15 protein-coding genes are annotated in these 19,379 nt (G+C 72.9%); 8 read left to right on the top strand and 7 right to left on the bottom strand.

Annotation, left to right across the window (positions count from 1 at the left end; all coding sequences use genetic code 11):
* Positions 1-29 precede the first annotated feature (29 nt).
* Both AQI94_RS28455 and AQI94_RS28450 read left to right on the top strand, forming a co-directional pair.
* Positions 30-1,265, top strand: a complete 1,236-nt coding sequence (locus AQI94_RS28455; protein WP_062229998.1) for a PucR family transcriptional regulator — start codon at positions 30-32, stop codon at positions 1,263-1,265.
* 81 nt (positions 1,266-1,346) lie between these two features.
* Positions 1,347-1,988 (top strand): cutinase family protein, encoded by a 642-nt coding sequence (locus AQI94_RS28450; protein ID WP_031051238.1) that lies wholly within the window; start codon positions 1,347-1,349, stop codon positions 1,986-1,988.
* Positions 1,989-2,053: 65 nt separating this feature from the next.
* Here AQI94_RS28450 and AQI94_RS28445 read toward each other — a convergent pair whose 3' ends face one another.
* Both AQI94_RS28445 and AQI94_RS28440 read right to left on the bottom strand, forming a co-directional pair.
* Positions 2,054-3,766 (bottom strand): hypothetical protein, encoded by a 1,713-nt coding sequence (locus AQI94_RS28445; RefSeq protein WP_051832491.1) that lies wholly within the window; start codon positions 3,764-3,766, stop codon positions 2,054-2,056.
* A gap of 97 nt (positions 3,767-3,863) precedes the next feature.
* Complete coding sequence (locus AQI94_RS28440; protein ID WP_031051233.1) at positions 3,864-4,823, bottom strand: helix-turn-helix transcriptional regulator; 960 nt, start codon at positions 4,821-4,823, stop codon at positions 3,864-3,866.
* Between the two features lie 207 nt (positions 4,824-5,030).
* Here AQI94_RS28440 and AQI94_RS28435 point away from each other — a divergent pair, with 207 nt between their 5' ends.
* Both AQI94_RS28435 and AQI94_RS28430 read left to right on the top strand, forming a co-directional pair.
* Positions 5,031-5,402, top strand: coding sequence for an ANTAR domain-containing protein (locus AQI94_RS28435; RefSeq protein WP_051832493.1), 372 nt, complete (start codon positions 5,031-5,033; stop codon positions 5,400-5,402).
* A gap of 207 nt (positions 5,403-5,609) precedes the next feature.
* On the top strand, positions 5,610-6,779 hold the full coding sequence (locus AQI94_RS28430) for an alanine--tRNA ligase-related protein (RefSeq protein WP_031051226.1): 1,170 nt from the start codon (positions 5,610-5,612) through the stop codon (positions 6,777-6,779).
* Positions 6,780-6,782: 3 nt separating this feature from the next.
* On the opposite strand, the gene AQI94_RS28425 is transcribed toward AQI94_RS28430, so the two are convergent.
* Both AQI94_RS28425 and AQI94_RS28420 read right to left on the bottom strand, forming a co-directional pair.
* A complete protein-coding gene (locus tag AQI94_RS28425; RefSeq protein ID WP_062229997.1) occupies positions 6,783-9,131 on the bottom strand; it encodes an ABC transporter permease in 2,349 nt (782 codons plus the stop codon).
* Positions 9,128-9,820: an ABC transporter ATP-binding protein gene (locus AQI94_RS28420; RefSeq protein ID WP_031049562.1), complete on the bottom strand. Its 693-nt coding sequence runs from the start codon at positions 9,818-9,820 to the stop codon at positions 9,128-9,130. Before AQI94_RS28420 ends, AQI94_RS28425 begins: the two co-directional genes overlap by 4 nt.
* Before the next feature lie 218 nt (positions 9,821-10,038).
* On the opposite strand from AQI94_RS28420, the gene AQI94_RS28415 reads away from it, so the two are divergent.
* Together AQI94_RS28415 and AQI94_RS28410 are read left to right on the top strand one after the other, a co-directional pair.
* Positions 10,039-11,337 carry a sensor histidine kinase gene (locus AQI94_RS28415; RefSeq protein WP_031049565.1) on the top strand — a complete coding sequence of 433 codons (1,299 nt, stop codon included), beginning with the start codon at positions 10,039-10,041 and terminating at the stop codon, positions 11,335-11,337.
* Entirely contained in the window at positions 11,322-12,038 is a 717-nt protein-coding gene (locus tag AQI94_RS28410; protein ID WP_031049569.1) for a response regulator, read from the top strand. The genes AQI94_RS28415 and AQI94_RS28410 overlap by 16 nt, the downstream gene beginning before the upstream one ends.
* On the opposite strand, the gene AQI94_RS28405 is transcribed toward AQI94_RS28410, so the two are convergent.
* A complete protein-coding gene (locus tag AQI94_RS28405; RefSeq protein WP_031049572.1) occupies positions 12,035-12,487 on the bottom strand; it encodes a flavodoxin family protein in 453 nt (150 codons plus the stop codon). The two genes, AQI94_RS28410 and AQI94_RS28405, sit on opposite strands and share 4 nt — an antisense overlap.
* A gap of 99 nt (positions 12,488-12,586) precedes the next feature.
* Between AQI94_RS28405 and AQI94_RS28400 the strand changes: the two genes are divergently transcribed.
* Positions 12,587-13,228 carry a methyltransferase domain-containing protein gene (locus AQI94_RS28400; protein WP_037943161.1) on the top strand — a complete coding sequence of 214 codons (642 nt, stop codon included), beginning with the start codon at positions 12,587-12,589 and terminating at the stop codon, positions 13,226-13,228.
* A gap of 69 nt (positions 13,229-13,297) precedes the next feature.
* Here AQI94_RS28400 and AQI94_RS28395 read toward each other — a convergent pair whose 3' ends face one another.
* Both AQI94_RS28395 and AQI94_RS28390 read right to left on the bottom strand, forming a co-directional pair.
* Positions 13,298-16,285, bottom strand: a complete 2,988-nt coding sequence (locus AQI94_RS28395; protein WP_031049578.1) for a glycosyl hydrolase — start codon at positions 16,283-16,285, stop codon at positions 13,298-13,300.
* Positions 16,286-16,362: 77 nt separating this feature from the next.
* Positions 16,363-18,366: a BTAD domain-containing putative transcriptional regulator gene (locus tag AQI94_RS28390; protein WP_062229996.1), complete on the bottom strand. Its 2,004-nt coding sequence runs from the start codon at positions 18,364-18,366 to the stop codon at positions 16,363-16,365.
* A gap of 98 nt (positions 18,367-18,464) precedes the next feature.
* On the opposite strand from AQI94_RS28390, the gene AQI94_RS28385 reads away from it, so the two are divergent.
* Positions 18,465-19,349, top strand: coding sequence for an alpha/beta fold hydrolase (locus tag AQI94_RS28385; RefSeq protein ID WP_031051656.1), 885 nt, complete (start codon positions 18,465-18,467; stop codon positions 19,347-19,349).
* Positions 19,350-19,379: the final 30 nt, after the last annotated feature.

Raw genomic sequence — 19,379 nt, 5'->3', positions numbered from 1 at the left:
GCCGCTTCCGGGTGAAAGGAGGGCCCCCCTTGGCCACCCCCGCCGCCCCGCACGGCGTCCCGGAGGACCGCGGTACCACCGCGGTACCGCCCGACCTGGCCGAACTGCTGCGCGCCCAGCTGGAAGAGGTCGCCGACGAGGTCGAGGAGGAGGTCCGCCGGCAGGTCCCCGAGTACGCGCGCCCGGCCGACGGAACCTACCGCGAACACCTCAGAGCGGGGGTGGTGCAGGCGCTGACCCTGTTCGTCGACCACATCGCCGACCCGCGCGGCCGCGGCGACGCGATCGCGGCGACGTACTACGAACTCGGGCGCGGCGAGGCCCTGGAGGGGCGCAGCCTGGACGCCCTGCAGTCCGCGCTGCGGGTCGGAGGGCTGCACGCCTGGCGGCTGATGGGCCGTACGGCGGAGGAGCTCGGCCTGGACTCCGCGGTGGTCACCACGCTGGGCGAGCTCGCCTTCCGTACCGTGCACGAGGTCGCGGAGGCGGCGGCGGCCGGGTACTCCGAGGCCCGCTCGCACAACACGGACGAGCTGGAACGGCGGCGCAGACGCCTGCTGGACCTGCTGCTCGCCGAAGGACAGGTCGCGCCCGCCGCGGTGCAGGACCTGGCGCACGGCGCGCGGTGGTCGGTGCCGCGGCAGGTCGCGGTGGTCGCGCTCGCCGCCACCGCGGACCAGCGGGACGAGGACCGGCCGCTGGCCGCCGCGGGGGCGCTGGTGGACATGGAGTCACGGCCGCCGCGGATGCTGATACCGGACCCGGACGGCTCCGGGCGTTTCGGCGGGCGGGCGTTCAGCCTCGCGCTGCGGGGCCGGCCGGCCGCGGTCGGGCCGACGGTGCCGCTCGCGGAGGCCGCCCGGTCACTGCGCTGGGCCACCCGGGCCCTGGGGCTGATGGGACGCGGGATCCTCCCCCGGCAGGGGGTCGTGCGCTGCGCGGACCACCTGTCGACCCTGCTGCTGCACAGCGACGAGCCGATGCTCGACCAGCTGCGGGCGCGGGCCCTAGCGCCGCTCGACTCGGTGTCGGAGGGACAGCGCGAAAGGCTCGCCGAGACCCTGCTGGCATGGCTGCTCAGCGGCAGCAATGTGCCCGACGTCGCCGCCCGGCTCCATGTCCATCCGCAGACGGTGCGCTATCGGCTGCGGCAACTGGAGAAGGTCTTCGGCGACGCGCTGCACGATCCCGCTTCCCGCCTGGATCTCATCCTGGCACTCACCAACGCACAAAAGAACGAGGAATTCCTGAATTCCCGTCCATAACACCGGCAATGGTCCAGCGAATACGTTCGGGACATCCTTTCCACAGGCGTTTCACACGCCCCACCCTCAAAGGATCCCCCCATGCGCATTCGCTTGTACCTCGCCGCGCTCTCGCTGGTCGGCGGGGCCGGTGCGGCCGCCGTATCGGCGCCACCGGCATCCGCCGCGGCCTGCTCGGACCTCGACGTCGTCGCCGCTCGCGGCACGTTCGAGCCGGGCACGCTCGGCCTCATCGTCGGCGACCCGGTGTACTCCGCCCTGCAGAAGAAAATCACCGGCCGGAGCCTCACCAGCTACAAGGTGAACTACCCCGCCGATCTCTCCCTCACCTCGGCCGCGCAGGGCAATGCCGATCTGGTGAACCATGTGAACAGCCAGGCCGCCGCCTGTCCGAATCAGCGTTTCATTCTGGTCGGCTATTCGCAGGGTGCGAACGTCGTCGACAACTCCATCGGTATCAGCAGCGCCGGTGCGGTGGTCGGCAGCCCCATCGTGGCGACCATTCCGGCGGCGCTGGAGTCACGGGTGGCCGCGGTGCTGCTGTTCGGCAACCCGATCCGGGCGATCGGCAAGAGCGTCACCGGGACGTACCAGAGCCGCACCATCGACTTCTGCGCCAAGGGTGACCCGGTGTGCGAGGCGGGCGGCAACGACACGCTGGCGCACCTCGGTTACACGGCGAACGCCGACGCGGCGGCGACCTTCGCCGCCGGCAAGGTCTGAGCGGACCGACGGCAGGGGGAAGGTCCCGGGAGGAACTCCTCCCGGGACCTTCCCCTTTGTGAGCGCTACCGGGGTGTGCGGGCGAACTCCGTGAGGGCGGTGGAGACCGGTTCGGGCCGGCCGTTGTTCTGCACCGGCGCCGCCGTCAGCACGTCGAGGTGCTGGTACCCGTCCGCGACCACGGGGTGCAGGTCGGCGGGGACCCGGCCGGCCAGCAGTCCGTCGCCCGCGAGGACCGTCAGCGTCGGGTGGGCGGTGAGTCCGTCCGGGTGCACGACGAGCCGCTTCACCTGCGGGGAGGTGGACAGTTCGAGGTCGGTGACGAGTTTGGTCGGGAAGTACTGCTCGGTGAAGTCCAGGGGCTGTGCGGCCATGCTGCGTGCCAGCTCCTGGATGTCGGTGACCTCCTTGCCCGCTGCGGTGAACGGAGTCCCGTCCGAGGACCGGTACCCGGGGTCGTCCGCGTCGCCGACCCGGTCGTAGTCGCGCCAGGTGTAGAGCGGACCGTGCGGCACGGCCGGGATGGCTTTGTACTCGGTGCCGAAGAGGCCCGGCTGTGCCGAACTCCCGTTGGCGGCGGGGAAGTTCTTGTCGGTGATGGGCCCGCCGTCGAAGAAGCCCACGCTGCTCTGCAGGAAGGCGAGGGGTACGGACTGGTCGTCCATCAGCGAGCCGAGCACGGCCTGGTTGGTGAGCCGGAAGTCCTTCACCGCGGGTGAGCCGGTGAGGAAGGTGGCGGTGTCCTTGGAGAACAGGAAGCGGTTGGTGGCCTCGATGTTGGTGTTGGCGGGCAGATAGCCCGGCAGGTCGGCCTCGCCGCCCGGATCCTGCAGCGCGCCCACGCCCGCGATGGCGAGCAGGGTCATGGTCTCGGGGTTGAGCAGGACCGGCGCGGACAGCGAGCGCGGGAGCAGTCCGCTGTCGAGTCCGGCCTGCACGACGCCGTAACCGAGGCCCACGTCCGGCAGGTTGGTGTCGTCCGGGATGCTGCCGCTGAGGTCGACGAGGGAGGTGGAGACGGTGGTGTCGAGGGCGAAGTAGCCGGCGCACTGGTTCTGGCCGGCGTCGGCGGTGGTGGCGGGGTCGCCGTCGAAGTCGGCGGCGGCGAAGTAGCCGGTGATGACGCCGCCGAGCGAGTGGCCGCCGCACAGCACCTTGTCCTTGCGGACGCTCTGGTCAGGGAGTTCGGCGGTGAGCAGGTCGTACTCGTCGCGCACGGTCTGCTCGATGCCGAGTCCCGCCATCCAGCCGAGCTTGTCGTTGCCGACGAACCCGCCGAAGGTGCGCCCCTGGACCTGCTTGCCGCGGTAGTAGTAGTCGACCGCGGTGTGCTGGTCGCCGGAGGCGATCCCGGTGCGGTCCTCCAGGCAGTTGGAGCGCCGGTCCAGGGCCCAGAACTCGATGTGCCGCCCCTGCTCGGCGGCGCGCGTCACGGTGTTGCGGGCGACGCTGTCGAAGGCTCCGGCGCCCTCCAGGATGCCCGGCTGGGCGATGAGGACCCGGTCGGCCTCGGCCGAGGACGCGGGCCCCGCCGAGGAGCGGTAGCGCAGGTACGACAGCCAGTCGCAGGCCGCGGGCCGGGCACCGAAGGACGCCGGCAGGGGTGACTTCACCCGTACGACGGTCTCGGTCACACCCCCGCCCGACCCGACGGTTGTCTCGGTTCTCGCGCTCTGCGCGGACGCCGGTGCGGTGAATCCGCCGGTGGTCAGCAGCACCGCCAGCGCCGCGGCACGGAGCGTCCCAGGGGTTCTTCCTCTGCTGCGACTCGTGTTCATGCAGGGACCGTAGGGCGGTGCGAGGCACGCTCCTGGGGGTTGCTCACAAGAACGCAGGGCCGGGAGGACGCTTTGTCACCAGGCCGCAGAGCCGACGTCAGCCGTCGTGCAGGGTACGGCGCGGTGAGCGGTCGTAGGCGTGCCGGTACAGGGTGGCGAAGCGGCCCGGGTGGTAGAAGCCCCAGCGGGCGGCGATGTCGGTGACCGTGCTGCCGTCCTCGGGGTCGGCCGCCGCCAGCTCGTCGTGGGCGTGGGACAGACGGACCTGGCGGACGTACGCGAGCGGGGTGCTGTCCAGGTGGCGGCGGAAGGCGTACTGGAGTGCGCGGACGCTGATGTGGGCCGCCTCCGCGATCTGGGCGACGGTCAGGGGCCGGTCGGCGTGGTCGTCGATGTAGGCCAGGGCGCGGCGCAGGGCGGCGGGGTGGGCGTCGTGGCGGTCGGGGCCGGTGGGGTCGGTGACCGCGGTGTTGGGGAAGGTGGCCAGGACGGTCGCGGCCAGGTGCTGGGCCGCCGTGGAGGCCACCAGCGGCTGGTCGGCGACGGCGGCGTCCGCCAGGACGTGGTCCTGCACATAGCGGATGGTCGAGCGCAGCCGGTCACCCGCGGCCGGGCTGAGCGGCCGGTGTCCGGTGAGCCGGACCGGTTCCGGGCGCCGGGTGTCCGCAGTCGACGCGACCTGGGTGAGCAGGTCGGGGTCCAGCATGGTGATGTTGTAGCGGGCCGCATGGACACGGCCCGCGTAGGACAGCTCGGGCGGGGCGAAGGACACCACGTCGCCGGGGCCGAAGGAGTCCGAGACCCCTTGGTAGACGTGGTCCTCGATGGTGCCCTCGTGGACCACGCACAGGCAGATCCGGCCCAGCGGGGTGACGGCGTAGCTCATGTCGAAGTCCAGGTACAGCTCGTCGACGCTGACCGAGTCGATGGCGCTGCGGTGGATCCGCGCCCGGCTGCTGTCCGGGGTGCCGTTGCCGATGCGCATCCTGGCGTAGGCCTGACTGAGGAACTCCTCGGTCCGTTCCAGGTCGTCGCTGTCGAATCTCAGCGTCTCCATCGTGTGCAGGGCCTCCCGTTCTCTTCACCTCATTCGCACATACCCCCGAACCGCGCGATGCTGCAGGGCGCGTTTCGTTTTCTGTCCTGCCTGGTCACAGGGTGTGCGTCCGATGGCTCGTCCCAGGTGGTCCGCGGCGTCCAGGCTGGACGGATGGCGGCCGCCGGAGTCGCCGGGCAACAGGGGGAGAGAGCGACGGGGCTGTGCATGACGCAACACGAAGAGCCGGCTGAGAAGATCGAGGAACTGCAGGCGGAAGTCGCCCAGCTCCGGCAGGCCCTTGCCTCGCACGCCGTGGTCGACCAGGCGATCGGGGTCGTCATCGCCCTCAGCGGCCTCACCCCCGAGCGGGGGTGGGAGGTCCTCAGGACCGTGTCCCAGCACACCAACATCAAGCTGCGGGACGTCGCCCGGCACGTCGTGCGCTGGCCCGACGCCGGCAGCCTGCCCACGGACATCCGACGGGCGCTGCGCAGAGCGCTGGTCGAGGCGCGCGCGGTGCACGGGGGCCGGTCGCTCGTGGATCCGGACCAGCGGTGCCGGGGCCGGGACGGCGCCCTCTCGGGGAAAACCGAGTGACGGGCCGGGAGGCCGGTGCGTACCGTTGATCGTATGGAGATCCTCAGGCGTACCCGCACCGCAGCCGCGCGAGCGACCAGCTCGCCGGCTGCCGACGCCTGACCTCCCCTCACCCCCGGCGGCCGGAAACGGACCGCCGGTGCGGGACCTCTGGTCGCGCTGTTCCCGTGGACGTTTCCGGTCCCCTGAGACCGAAGGACCATCGCCATGGACACGGACCGGACCGTACGCGTCTTCACCGACTTCTACCGCGAGCGCGGACACCACCTGATCACCGGCGGCACACTGCTGCCACCGCCCGGCGACCCGGTGCTGTTCACGACCTCGGGCATGCATCCGCTCACGCCGTACCTGGAGGGCCGTCCGCATCCGCGGGGGCACCGGCTCGTCAATGTGCAGCGCTGTCTGCGCACGACCGATCTCGACGAGGTCGGGGACTCCACGCACCTGACGGTGTTCGAGATGCTCGGCTCGTGGTCGCTCGGCGACTACGGCCACCCGCAGAGCCTTCGCTGGGGGTACGAACTGCTCCGGGAGGGTTTCGGCATCCCTCACGACAGACTCCACGTCACGGTCTTCGGCGGTGACGGGCAGGTGGGCCCCGACCTGGAGTCCCTGCGCACCTGGGAGGAGCTGGGGGTGCCCGTGGAGCTCACCCGGGAGGACAACTGGTGGTCCAACGGCCCGGTCGGACCGTGCGGCCCCGACTCCGAGATCTTCGTGTGGACCGGCTCCACCCCGCCCCACGGGACCCCCACCACCGACCCACGCTGGGTGGAGATCTGGAACCACGTCGTCATGCGCTACCGGCGTCTGGAGGACGGCTCGCTCCAGCCCCTACGGCGCCCCGGCATCGACACCGGCATGGGACTGGAACGCCTGCTCACCGTGCTCCAGGGCCGCGACTCCGTCTACGACACCGATCTGTTCGAGCCCTGGACACGACTGCTGTCACCCCTGTGGGACCTCGACGGGCCCTCGCTACGACTGGTCTGCGACCACCTGCGCTCCGCCGTCGTCGTGCTCGGCGACGGCGTACGGCCGTCCCACACCGGCCGCGGTCACGTCCTGCGCCGCGTCGTGCGCCGGGTGCTCACCACCGTGCGGCGCGACGACCCGTCCCGCACCCTCGACGACCTGCCGGTCGAGCTCCTCCAGCACACGCTGGACCACTTCCGCACGGGCCACGGGACCGGACTGGTGCGGGACCAGCTGCTGCAGGAGGAACGCCGGTTCGACCGGCTGCTGGAGCGCGGCCGGCGGCTGCTGTCCGGACCGCGGTACCGGGGGCCGCTGGGCGAGGAGGACTACGAGTACCTGCACGACACCCACGGCCTGCCCCGCGACCTGGTGATGAGCCTGCGCCGGGAGGGGTGACGGCTACTCCGTGCGCAGCGCCGTCGCGGTACGGGCCCGGGCCGCCCAGCCCGCCGGGAGCAGCGCACCCAGCAGGGCGATGACGAGACCCGCCAGGCCCAGCAGGAGCAGTTGCGGGACGTCGTAGACGTCGAGGACGGACCTGGGCAGATCGGTGCCCGCCGCGTGTCCCATCACCGGGAGCACGAAGCCGTGCAGCGCGTATCCGGCGGGCACGCCGACGAGACCACCGAGCACGCCGATGCCGGCCACCGAGGCGAGGACGAGGCTCACGGTCTGCCGGGGCGACATGCCGAGCGCCTTGCACACACCCAGGTCGTGGACGCGCTCCCGGGTGTCCAGGACGACGGAGTTGAGGACACCGAGACCCGCGACGCACACGAGCATCAGGGTGAGAAGGGCAGCCATGGTGTTCAGGATGAACACGAAGTTGTCCTGCTCGGAAGGGGAGTTGGCCCGGGCGTCGGCGCCGAGGGGCTCGACCCGCGCGGCGAGCCGCTTGGCGTAGTACGGCGCGGAGACGCCCGGTTTCACGTCGACGAGGAACTCCCGCGGCCTGGTCGCGGGGAAGTCCGCGATGTTCGCCTGGATCTCCAGTTCGTCGTCCGAGGTGCCGAAGGCCTCCCCGACGATGCGCACGACGGCCGTCCGCTTCCCGACGGTCACGCGTACCGTGTCGCCGATCTCGGTGCCGGTGGACTCCAGGAACTGGCCGGGCACGACGACCTGGCCCGCGCCGGTGAGCCAGTGCCCGGAGATCATCGCGTACGCGCCCCGGGTGGAGTCGCCCTGGTAGAGGGTCGCCCGGACGGTCCCGGAGACCCCTGCCACGGTGGCGTCCTCCTGGCCCATGCCGTAGTACGAGGCGGTGCCCGCCTGTGCCCTGATGGCGGCGCTCACCTGTGCCGGGTCGGCCGGCTCGGGTTCCGGGGTGCCCGGTGCCGGGACGTGTTCGCCGCCCGCGACGGTCCGGCCGCCGGTGAAGACGGTGACCGCGGAGCGGTCCTGGGGGTCCTGTATCGCGTTGACCTCGTTCAGCGAGCAGGTGAGCCCCACGGCGAAGGTCGCCGCGATCGTGCCGAAGGCCACCGCGAGCAGCATCGCGAGGGTGCGGACCGGATGCGCGAAGGGGCTGGCGAGGCCGTACGTCACCGCCCGGGGCAGCGGCAGCCGACCCGCCGCGCGGTGCGCCCACTGACCGCGTCCGGTGCGCGGGGCCCTGCCGACGGCGATGGCCTCGACCGTGCGCAGCCGCCCGGCCCGCGCCGCGGGGACGAGGGCCGCGATCCCGACGACCAGCAGCGCGCCGGCGGGGACCACGACGTCCACCCACCAGGCGACGGACAGGGTCGCGGTGCCGTACGCCTGCTCGGTGTCGTCGAGGAGCGGTACGGCCAGCAGGTTGCCCAGGACGACCCCGAGCGCGATACCCACGCCTGCCGGGACGAGCGCCTGGGCCACGTAGGCGCGGACGACCTCGCGCGGGGTGAAGCCGATGGCCTTGAGGATGCCGATCCTGCGCAGGCTGGTGCCGACCGCGCCGCTGATGACACTGCCGACGATGATCACCGACATGACGATTCCGAGGACCCCGAAGGCGACGAGGAACGGGATCGTCGGGGCCGCCCCCGTGTCCGCGGCGCGCTTGGTGTCGAGGTAGGACCGGGTGCCGAGGAGCGCCCCGGACGGGACGGCGGCGAGGAGCTTCTTGCGGGCCGCGGCGATCCCGCTCTTCGAGCCCGCCGCGTCGAAGCGGTAGAGCATCTGGCTGGTCACGGGGTGTTCCTCGGAGGCAAGCGCCCTCACCTGCGCGGGAGTTGCCCATCCGTCGGCGGTCCTGGCGGCCGAGGTGGCGAAGCCGACGACCGTGAGCGTGGTGTCGGAGGCCGTCAGGGTGTCGCCCACCGTGAAGGCGGGCCCCTCGTAGGAGGAGCTCAGCACGATCTCGCCGGATTTCCTCGCCCATCGGCCGGACGTGAGGTCCAGGTCGTCCACGTCCGCGTGCGGGCCGGTGCGTCCGACCAGCGTCATGGCCGGAGGCTGCCGGCCGGAGGAGTCGGTCGCCCGGAGGATCGTGAGGGGATACGGTCCCGCGCTGGCCGTGACCCCGTCCAGCCGGCCGGTGGCGCCGAGCTGTCCGGCACCGACCTTGGCGGGGTCGAACTCGGCGGTGACGTGGGGACCGTTCTGCTCGGCGAAGGCGTGGTCGAAGGGCGCGTGCGAGACGACCATGAGGGAACCGGCGACCACGGCGGCCGCCACCGCCATCATCGTGGCGATGGCGATGACGACGGTCTGCACCCGGCGCCGGCCCACCCCGGAGCGGACGACGCGGACGAGCGCGCCGGTCATCGCACGGCCTCCGAGCGGGAGTCGAGGGCGACATGGCCGTCGACGAGGTGGATGGTGCGGCTCGCGCAGGCCTCCGCAAGGGCCGGGTCGTGGGTGACGAGCACGATGGTCTGTCCGCCGCGGTGCAGGTCGACCAGGAGTTCCCGGACGTCCTGGCCCGAGACGCTGTCGAGGGCCCCGGTCGGTTCGTCGGCGAGCAGCAGCGCGGGCCGGTTCACCAACGCCCGTGCCACGGCGACGCGTTGGCGTTCGCCGCCGGAGAGCCGGCCGGGGTAGGCGCGGGCGTGCTTCTCGATGCCCAGCACCGTCATGAGCTCGTGGGCCCGGGCCTGTGTCCTGCGCCGTGAGGCTCCGGTGAGCTGGGCGGGAAGCTGGATGTTGTCCAGGACGGTGAGGTCGTCGAGGAGGTTGAAGAACTGGAAGACCATGCCGATCCGTTCGCGGCGGAAGCGGGCCAGGGCGTGCTCGCCGAGCCGGTCGACCTGCTCCCCGGCGACGGTCACGGTGCCCTCGCTCGGCTTGTCGAGGCCCGCGACCAGGTTCAGCAGGGTGGACTTGCCGCTGCCGGAAGGGCCGGTCACGGCGAGGGCCTCGCCCTGGGCGACGGAGAGGTCGAGCGGGCCGAGCGCGGGTGCGCCGGCGGTGTCGTAGCGCTTGCCCACGCCCTTGAGTTCGATCACTGCTGTCATGGGAGGTGCCCGTCCTGTCGGTCGTCGGGTCGTGTCGTTGCCGGCCTGGTGAAGGTAGGGAAGGACGGGTCGCGGGCGCGTCGGCCGGGACACCGAGATACGGCCCTCCGTGCGGAGGACTCGCGGGCGGGGTCATCCCTGCGAAGTACGCCCGCCGGACGGGAGGTCGGTCGTACGGGCGGACGCGCCACCGGCCCGGGGGCCACGACAATGAGCGCATGGAGACGGAGTACCTGCGGGGCTGGCGTCGGCAGGTGCGCTTCGCGCTGCGGCCGGAGGCGAAGGGCGCCGCGCTGTCACGGCGGTCGGTGTGGTTCGACGTACTGCTGGCCGTGCTGCTGACAGTGGTCGCGCTGGTGGTGGCGTCGCGCTATCCCGGCGACGGGCCGGTACGGGTGTCGAAGGTCGAGTACGGCGTGCCGCTGCCGCCCCGGCCTCCGGTGCTCCCGGGCGCGCGGATCGAGGAACCGGTCTCCTCGCCGCCCTGGGTCCTGGTCGTCCTGTCGGCGCTGCCGCTGGCGGCGCGCCGGCGATTTCCGCTGACCGTGTTCGCGGTGGTGCTCTGCGCGGGGCTGGCCATCGGCGACGACGCCTCCTGGATCAACGTCCTGACCTGCGTCATCGGCACATACAGCGCGGTGATGCACAGCCGGCACCGGGCAGGCGCGATGGCCGGGTTGGCCGTCGCCGCCGTTCTTGCCGGGGTCGCCTTCCGGTCGACGCAGCCCGTGCTGCCCGGGTGGTCGAGCCCCGGGGTGGTGCTGCTGGTGGCGGGGGTGCTGGCCAGCGTGGTCCGGTTCGGGCGGCGGCGCCTCGCGGCGAGCCGGGACCGGTTCGCGGCACTGGAACAGACGCACCAGGAGGCCACGCGCAGGGCCGTGGCGGAGGAACGGGCGCGGATCGCCGCCGAGTTGCACGACGTCGTGACCCACAATGTGAGCGTGATGGTCATCCAGGCGGGCGCCGCGCGCAAGGTCATGGACGCGGCCCCCGAGCGGTCCAAGGAGGCGCTGCTCGCGGTCGAGGCCGGGGGCCGGGCAGCGATGGCCGAACTGCGGCACGTGATGGGCCTGTTGGCCGCGTCGGACACCGGCCGTCCGGACTCCCCCACCGACGGTCTCGAACCGCAGCCGGGCCTCGGGCAGTTGACCGCGCTGATCGACCGGGTGCGGGCCGCCGGGACGCCGGTCGGCGTCGCGGTCTCCCTGCCCCCGGACCCGCTGCCGCCCGGTGTGGACCTGACGGCGTACCGGGTCGTCCAGGAGGCGCTGACCAACACCCTCAAGCACGCGCCGGGCGCCGAGGCCGTCGTCACCGTCGGCTGGTCCGGTGACCGGCTGGAGATCGAGGTCATGGACACCGGCGCGGTCCGCGACGGGGCGCCCCCGGACGGGAACGGCCGCGGGCTGATCGGCCTGCGCGAACGCCTCGCGGTCTACGGCGGCCGGCTGACGGCCGGCCCGACCCTGACCGGCGGCTTCCGTATCAGGGCGGAGATGCCGTGGCGGACGGCGTGAGCGGCACGAACGGCGACGGACTGCGGGCCGTCATCGCCGACGACCAGGCCCTCGTGCGGACCGGGTTCGGGATGATCCTGAGCGCGGACGGCATCGAGGTGACCGCGGAGGCGGCGGACGGGGCGGAGGCGGTCGCCGCGGTCCGGCGCACCCGCCCCGACGTCGTCCTCATGGACATCCGGATGCCGGGCATGGACGGCATCGAGGCCACCCGGCGGATCCTCGCCGAGGACACCGCGGGCGAGATCCGCGTGATCATCCTGACCACGTACGACCTCGACCACTACGTCTACGCCGCGCTCACCGCCGGGGCCAGCGGTTTCCTCCTCAAGGACGTCACGCCCGAGCACCTGGTGGCCGCCGTACGGCTGGTGCGCTCCGGGGACGCCCTGCTGGCGCCCGCGATCACCCGCCGTCTGATCGAGCGCTTCGCCCAGCGGGAGGAAGCGGTGCCCTCGGCCGACCGGCACCGGGACCTGTCCGGGCTGACCCCCCGCGAGCTGGAGGTGCTGCGGCTGCTGGCGACCGGGCTGAGCAACGCCGAGCTCGCGGAGCGGCTGTTCCTCAGTCCGACGACGGTGAAGACCCACATCGGCCGGATCCTGTCCAAGCTGGAGCTGCGCGACCGTGTCCAGGCCGTCGTCCTGGCCTACGAGAGCGGGCTCATCACGCCGGGCGGTGCCACGGAGACGGCTCTCTAGGACATCAGCCCGGCCGCGACCGTCGCCCCCAGCTCCCAGCACGCCTCGATGTCGGCCTTGGCCGGTTCGCCGGTCACGGTCACCGGATCGGCCGTACGCCGCCAGCCGAGACCCGTCGTGATCGACTCGATGCCGCGCAGGGCGCCGGTGACGTCGTTGCCGCCGTGCACGTAGCAGCCGAAGGGACGGCCGCGCGTCTCGTCGAGACAGGGGTAGTAGATCTGGTCGAAGAAGTGCTTGAGGGCACCGGACATGTAGCCGAGGTTGGCCGGGGTGCCCAGCAGGTAGGCGTCCGCCTCCAGCACGTCCGAGGCGGTGGCGGACAGGGCCGCGCGCCGTACGACCCGGACGTCCTCGATCTCCGGCGCCGTGGCCCCGGAGAGCACGGCTTCGAACATCGCCTGGCAGTTGGGCGAGGGCGTGTGATGCACGATCAGCAAGGTGGCCACCGTCGAACCCTGCCCTGCCTCGGCTTTCGTCCGCAAGCCGGACCGGGGTGGGTGCCGCCGGGCTACGATGCCGGGACATCGCGAGGGGGGAGCGAAGCCGTGGCCGACGGAGGGCAGCGGGCAGCAGCGGTCTTCGATGCGCTGGGTCTGGAGTACGAGAAGGCGTTCGCCCGTTCCGAAGCCCATCTGGCGTCGCTGGAGTGGCTGACCGGGCGGCTGGCTCCCGGGAGCCGGGTCCTGGACGTGGGCAGCGGCACCGGCCGCCCCACCGCGTCGACGCTGGTGGCCGCCGGCCACGAGGTGCTGGGGGTGGACGTCTCCCCCGTCATGGTCGACCTGGCCGCGCGCCAGGTGCCGCAGGCCGAGTTCCGGCACGCCGACATCCGCGAACTGCCGCTGGAGGAGGACGCGTTCGACGCGGTCTGCGTGTACTTCTCGCTGCTCCAGATGACCCGCGCCGAGCAGTCGCGGGTGCTGGGGCGGCTGGCGCGGGCCCTGCGGCCGGGTGGCTCCCTGGTCCTCGCCACCGTGCCGGCCGATGTGGAGGATCTGGCCATCGAGTTCATGGGCCAGCCCGTCCGGGCGACCAGTTTCGCCGCCGAGGACGTGACGGCCGTGGTGCGCGACGCGGGTCTGACCGTGGAGTCGGAGCGGGCCGTGGAGTTCGTCCCGGACCATCCCGAAGGCGCCGCCGAACCGCATCTGTTCCTGTACTGCGCTCGTCCCCCGGCTCACGCCTGACTCGTCCCGCCCCGGCCTCCACGACAGCCGGTACGGGACGGGTCGACGGCGACGCCCCTCGTCGGCCGGTCAGCGCACGGCCGCCTCCACGTACGGCACCAGCCGCACCGGACCCACCAGACCGTGGTCCTGGCGGGCGACCGCGCCGAACACGGTGGGCTGCGCGACCCTGAGCCGGTTGACGAGCGGGGTCGCCACCTCGATCTCGATGGTGTTGTCGCCTCGCCGCAGGCAGGGGCCGAGGTCGACGACGGGGTGGAGCCGGTCGGCCGCGGGCAGCCGTCGGCCGTTGACGCTGATCCGGAACGTGTCGCTGACCTGCCCCAGCTCCAGCTCGGCGCCGTGGGCGGGCGTCCAGTCGGCCGGAAGGGTCACCGTGGTGCGGTACCGGCCGATGCCCGCGGAGTCGGCCAGTTCGGGGATCTGCGACCAGGGTCTGAGCGTGTCGAGCGTGAGACCGCGCCGGACGCGTTCGGTGCGGGTGGCGTCCGGGCCCGGGTACCAGTCCTCGACGTCCAGTTCCCAGCGGACCGGGGTGATCGGCGCGGGTACGGCGGGGGTCCTGGTGGTGACGGTGCGGCCCTGGGACAGACGGGTGGTCCAGGTACCGGCGGTGCGGGCGCGCACGGTCAGGCCGCGCTCGGTGAACAGCACCGAGTCGGCGTCGGTGGTCTCGGCGTGCGGGCTGTGGCCGTGGCGGTCGCCGAACAGACCGGGCCGTCCGAGGGCGACGATCATCGTCTGTCCGGGCTGGAGCGCGACCCGCAGGGTGATGTCGTCCCCGTCCTCGGTGTAGCGCGCGAGCCGGGTCGCCTCGCCGGTCCAGGGGTCGAGCAGATACGGCACCGTCCTGGCGCCGTGTGTGCGGCGCAGCGTGACGTCGTGGTCGATCGCGGCGACGGGCGGCTTGACCGTCTCGGCGTGCTTGCCGTTGCACAGGTAGTAGAAGTCCGCGTCGGCGGTGACCCGGTGGGCGTTGAGGAGCGTGGAGGCGGTCGCGTGCCGTACGTCGGCGCGCACGCCCAGCCCGGCGAGGGCGTCGCCGACGGCGGCCTTGTCGGTGACCCGGACGACGTGGGGCAGTGCGAGCAGCCGGGCGAGGAGGTCGCGCAGCCGGTCGGTCTCGCCCTGGTCCGGGACGCCGGGGGGCAGGGCCTGGTCGAAGGCGCCGAACACGACCACGGGGAGTCCCGCCTCGGCCAGGGCGAGGATCTTGCGGGCGTCCTCGACGGCGAGCGTGGGGGTGGAGCCGTAGAAGAAGTCGCCCTCGACGAACAGGGCCTTGTAGGCGGGGCCTTCGGGGGCGAGCCGGCCGCGGGAGACGGTGGCCGAGGGCAGGTCGAGGAGGGGGCCGCTGAGGAACTGGTGGCTCCAGCCGAGCGGGACACCGGTCGCCGTGAACCAGGAGGCGCCGATACCGGTGGCGGTGTAGCCGGTCTGCCGGAACACGGCGACGTCCGCCCTGGCCATACCGCTCTGGAGTACCTGGTGGACCCGGCCGAGGTAGCCGGCGATGTCCTCGACGTGTCGCCAGGTGGGCTGGCGCGGGCCCCACGACTCGCCGTAGCCGGCGGTGCCGTTGTAGGGGCTGAAGGCCGCGAATCCCGGCCAGTTCACCCCGGGGGCGGTGGCGTAGGAGAAGCCGTGCACGACGGTCTGGTTGACGCCGGCCGCGTAGGCGCCGCCCATGGTCCGCAGGAAGCGGTCCCAGGTCGTGCTGTACGCGGAGCCGTTGTAGGCGCCCGCCTCGCAGGACAGGACGGTCCGTCCTGCCATGTCCCGGCCGCCGGCCAGGCAGCGGTAGTCGTCCAGGTTCTTGAAGCCGAGGGACTCGCCCTCGGGGATGTCGAGGAGCGCGGCCGAGGCTATGGCGTCGGTCTGGAGGCCGTAGGGCTGCGAGCGCAGGGTCATGCCGAGGGTGTGTGCCCAGTCCCGCAGGGCCGTCAGGTGGTTGCGGTTGAAGAGGCCGGAGACGGTCTCCCAGAAGTCGTGCCGGATCTGGCGGGTCACCTGGGCCTCGTAGGCGAAGACCTGGTTGCCCTTGTCCAGGAGGAGCGCGGGCAGATACGGCAGCAGGGGCCGCCCGGTGTGCTTCTCGAAGGCCTCGGGCAGCAGGGACGTCCAGGTCAGGCCGTCCGTCTCCAGTTCCACGGAGTCCTCGAAGAAGGAGCCGCCCGCGGCCCGCAGCAGGCGCCGCAGGGACGGGGTGAGGATGTGGTCCCGCCAGTGGGAGGTGACCGCGGTGGTGCCGGCGGGGCTGAAGTGGTCGACGGCGTAGGCGGCCGGGGCGGAATGGGGGCCGGACTCGGGCTGCTGGCCGGAGCCGCGCAGCCAGGAGGAGATGAGCACCCAGTCGCCGCCCTCGGGTGCCGTCCAGGTCAGCGCGCCGTCGGTGACGGTCGCGGTGAGGTCCTGGACGCTCGCGAGGTCGAGGCCGGTCTCTTTGCGGGTCGAGTGGGCGGGCTCGACCCGGGCGGCCTGCACGGCGAGGAGCTGCTGTCGGGTCACGCCCGCGGCCGGGGCGTGCACGGGCGGCGGGACGGGGCCCCGGTAGGTGCTTCCGCCGGTCAACGCGGCGCGGCCGTGGGCGAGTTCCTTGGCGGCGGCCTCGTCGTCGGGGGTGAGGCCGGGGACGGCGACGGGCCAGCTGGGGCCGAGGGTGAGGTCGACGGTGAGGCCCCGTCCCGCCGCGCGGCGCAGCGCCGCCTCGACGCCGTCCCGCCAGGGTCCGCTCCCCCAGCCGTGGTGCGCGGTGTCCAGGACCGACTTGTCCTTGATGCTGTGGTGGACGGCGGCGATCTCCACACCGCCGAAGCCCGCGTCCGCGATCTGGTCGATCTCGCGGGCGATCTCGTCGGGGTCCACCAGTCCGTCCGGCCACCACCAGCGGAACCTGGGCCGCACGGACTTCTCCGGGTTCGCGAACCAGTGGGCGGACGTGTCCGAGGCCGCGGCCGGCCCCGCCACCCCGAGCGCCGCGACGGCGCCCGCGGTCAGCCCGGCGGCCAGGACCGCGCGTCGGGACAGTCCGCCGCGCTGCGGGATGGCTTCATGCATAGGGGCGCCCCAAAGTGCTCTTGAATCGTTTCAATCGCTGTGAACGCCCGAACGCTAAGCCTCCGGCTCGACCAAGGTCAAGATGCGTGCACGGCGAACGCGGCTGCCAGCGCGTCCAGATGGTCCGCGACCGGGCCCGCGGTGAGCAGTCCGCTCGCGGCGCCCGCCAGTTCACCCCGGGCGGGTTCGAGCGCGCTCCGGGCGCGCCGCATCAGCGCACGGTCGCCCACCTGGATCGCCGCGCGGGCGAGCAGGCACCACAGCGCCTCGCACAGCAGGTCACCGGGCGGGGAAGGAACGTCGGCCAGCAGGCGTACGGCGTCCTGGGCGCGCCCTTCGGCGAGCAGCAACAGGGGGCGCACCCACGGTTCGTAGGGTCCCCAGTCGGTGTGCGGGTCGGCGGTGACGGGGAGTCCGTGATGCAGCCGGAGGCAGAGCAGGGCCAGGGGCAGCAGCCCGTGCTCCAGGCCGGGCATGCCCGCGCCTTCAAGGGACTTGGCTGCCTCCCGGTACGCGGCCTCGCCGATGTGCGCGGGCTCTGTCGCCGCGGTGCGCAGTGCGCGGTACCACGTGGTGAAGACGGCGACGAGCGGCAGTTCGTGGCGTGCGGCGAGCGCGTCGGCGGCGGCCGCGTGCCGGTCGGCGGCCGTGAAGTCGGCGGTGGCGCTGTGGGCCTGCAGCCGGATCAGCCGGCCGAGGACCTCGTAGGTGAACAGGCCGTGCCGGGCGGCCACTTCGGTGATCTCCGCACCGATCCCGTCCCGGCGGGCGGCGAGTCCGGTGCGTTCGAAGGTCTGCATGAACAGGCCGTTGAGGGCGAAGACGAGCAGGTCGGCGTCTTCGAGCCGGCGTGCGCTCTCCACCGCCTGACGGGCCGCCTGCAGAGCCCGTCTCCCGTCGGGAAGGGTGCCGCGGGACTCCACCGCCACCGTGGCCAGCAGCCGTGCCCGTGCCGCCTCGTGACCGCCCGGCGGCAGGAGACGCAGGGTGCGTTCCGCGGATCCCACCAGCCGGTCGGCCTGGACCTGATCGTCGCAGCGGGTCCAGACGGCGGGCACGTCGTAGACACCGATCACGCGCGCCGTCAGCTCCGGATCGCCCAGTTGCTCGGCCGCCGCCACGGCCGCCGCGCGGTGCCGTCGCGCCGCCTCCAGTCCGCCGCCCCCGGTGACGGCGAGTTCCCGCATGAGCACCGCGGTCGACTCCAGCCGGGTGCGTGCCCGCGGGGGGACCATGCTCGCGTACGCCGCGGAGGCCTCCGCCCACACCTGTCCGGCCGTGTCCGAGGGGCCCGGGTCCAGGTGCTCGGCGTGCCGCAGGATGTCCTGCTCCACGCGGTTCAGCCGCGGGCCCGGTTCCACGCCGAGGTGCTCGCGCAGCAGCTGCCGGGCGCGCCGCAGGACGGACAGGGCGTCGGCCTGGCGTCCGCAGCGGTACAGGGCGAGGGCGAGCAGCTGCCAGGCGTCCTCCCGCCAGGGGTGCTCGGCCACGTGGGCGTCGAGGTCCGCGGCCGCCTCGGCTGCGGCGCCGAGGGCGAGCTGGGCCTCGGCGCGGCGTTCCACGGCGGTCAGCCGCAGCCCGGTGAGCCGGGAGCGTTCCGCACGGGCCCAGGGTTCCCCGGCGACGTCGGCGTAGGCGGGGCCGCGCCACAGCTCCAGAGCCTCGGTGAGACGGGGCACCGCCCGCGCGGGAGGCAGGTCCACCGCGGCGGCGACGGTGTGCTCGAACCGCCAGGCGTCGACGTGGGCCGGTTCGGCGCGCAGGGCGTAGCCGGGACCCTCGGTGACCAGGAGGCGGGAGGGTGTCCGGCGGGGCCGCTCGGGTTCCAGCGCGCGCCGCAGCCCGGCGACGAAGGTCCGGACGGTGCCCACCGCGTCCGCCGGCGGGTCCCCCGCCCACAGGTCCTCCACGAGGCGGGGCACGGGCACGACCCTGCGGCGGGCCACGAGGAGACGGGCCAGTACGGCACGATGCCTCGGGCCCTTCAGGACCATCGGTTCCCCGGTCTCGTCCCAGGCGGCCACGGCCCCCAGGACTCCGAACTCGACCACGCGCACACACCTCAACGTACACGCGTTCATCCGTTGCTCATTCGCTCCCCGGACGCTGGGTTCATCGACGCCACCGGGCCCGGACGCCGATGTGTCCCCCTCGCCGCACGACCGAAGAGAGCCCCGCCGTGAAACCCACCATCGCCGGATTCGAGTACCAGCGCGTTCCCGTCGCCGAGGGCGTGTCCCTGCGGGTGGCGGTCGGAGGCACCGGCACACCCGTCGTCCTGCTGCACGGCTTTCCGCAGACCCATCTGATGTGGCGCCATGTGGCGGCGGACCTCGCGGCCGACCACACCGTGATCTGCCCCGACCTGCGCGGTTACGGCGACAGCGACAAGCCGCGCGAGGACGGCCCGCACACGTACGCCAAGCGGACCATGGCCGCCGACGTCGTCACCCTGGCCCAAAGGCTGGGGCACCCCCGCTTCGCGCTGGCCGGGCACGACCGCGGCGCGCTGGTGGCCTTCCGCGCGGGCCTCGACCACCCGGACGCGGTCTCCCACCTGGCCTGTCTGGACATCCTGCCGACGCTCGACATGTGGGACGCCCTGCACGGCACGTCGGCGGCGGTCGCCTTCCACCTGTACCTCATGGCCCAGCCGCCCGGTCTCGCCGAGCGGATGATCTCCGCGAGCGCGGACGCGTTCTTCGGCCACTTCCTCGACGTGTGGGCGAACCGGCCCGACGCGATCCCGCCCCAGGTGCGTGCCGAGTACCTGCGGGCCTGCCGCGAGGCGGTGCCGTCGATCGTCGCCGACTACCGCGCCTCCGCGGGCGTCGACGTCGAGCACGACGAGGCCGACCGGGCCGCTGAGAACCGGCTGGCCATGCCGGTGACCGTGCTCCAGCAGGACTGGGGCGCCGCGCTCGGCTACGAGGCCGCCTCACTGTGGGAGGCCTGGGCCGACGACCTGCGCCATACGACCGTCTCCTGCGGCCACTTCATGGCGGAGGAGGCACCGGCGGACGTGGCGAAGGCGTTGCGGGACCTCATGCTTCGGGGAGCGTGACGCGTTCTTCAGCGGGACGCGTGGTTCGAC

It is taken from the genome of Streptomyces pseudovenezuelae (assembly GCF_001513955.1).
Lineage (GTDB): Bacteria > Actinomycetota > Actinomycetes > Streptomycetales > Streptomycetaceae > Streptomyces > Streptomyces pseudovenezuelae.
Note: the sequence above shows the minus strand (reverse complement) of the source record. Positions and strands in the feature narration are given on the sequence as shown.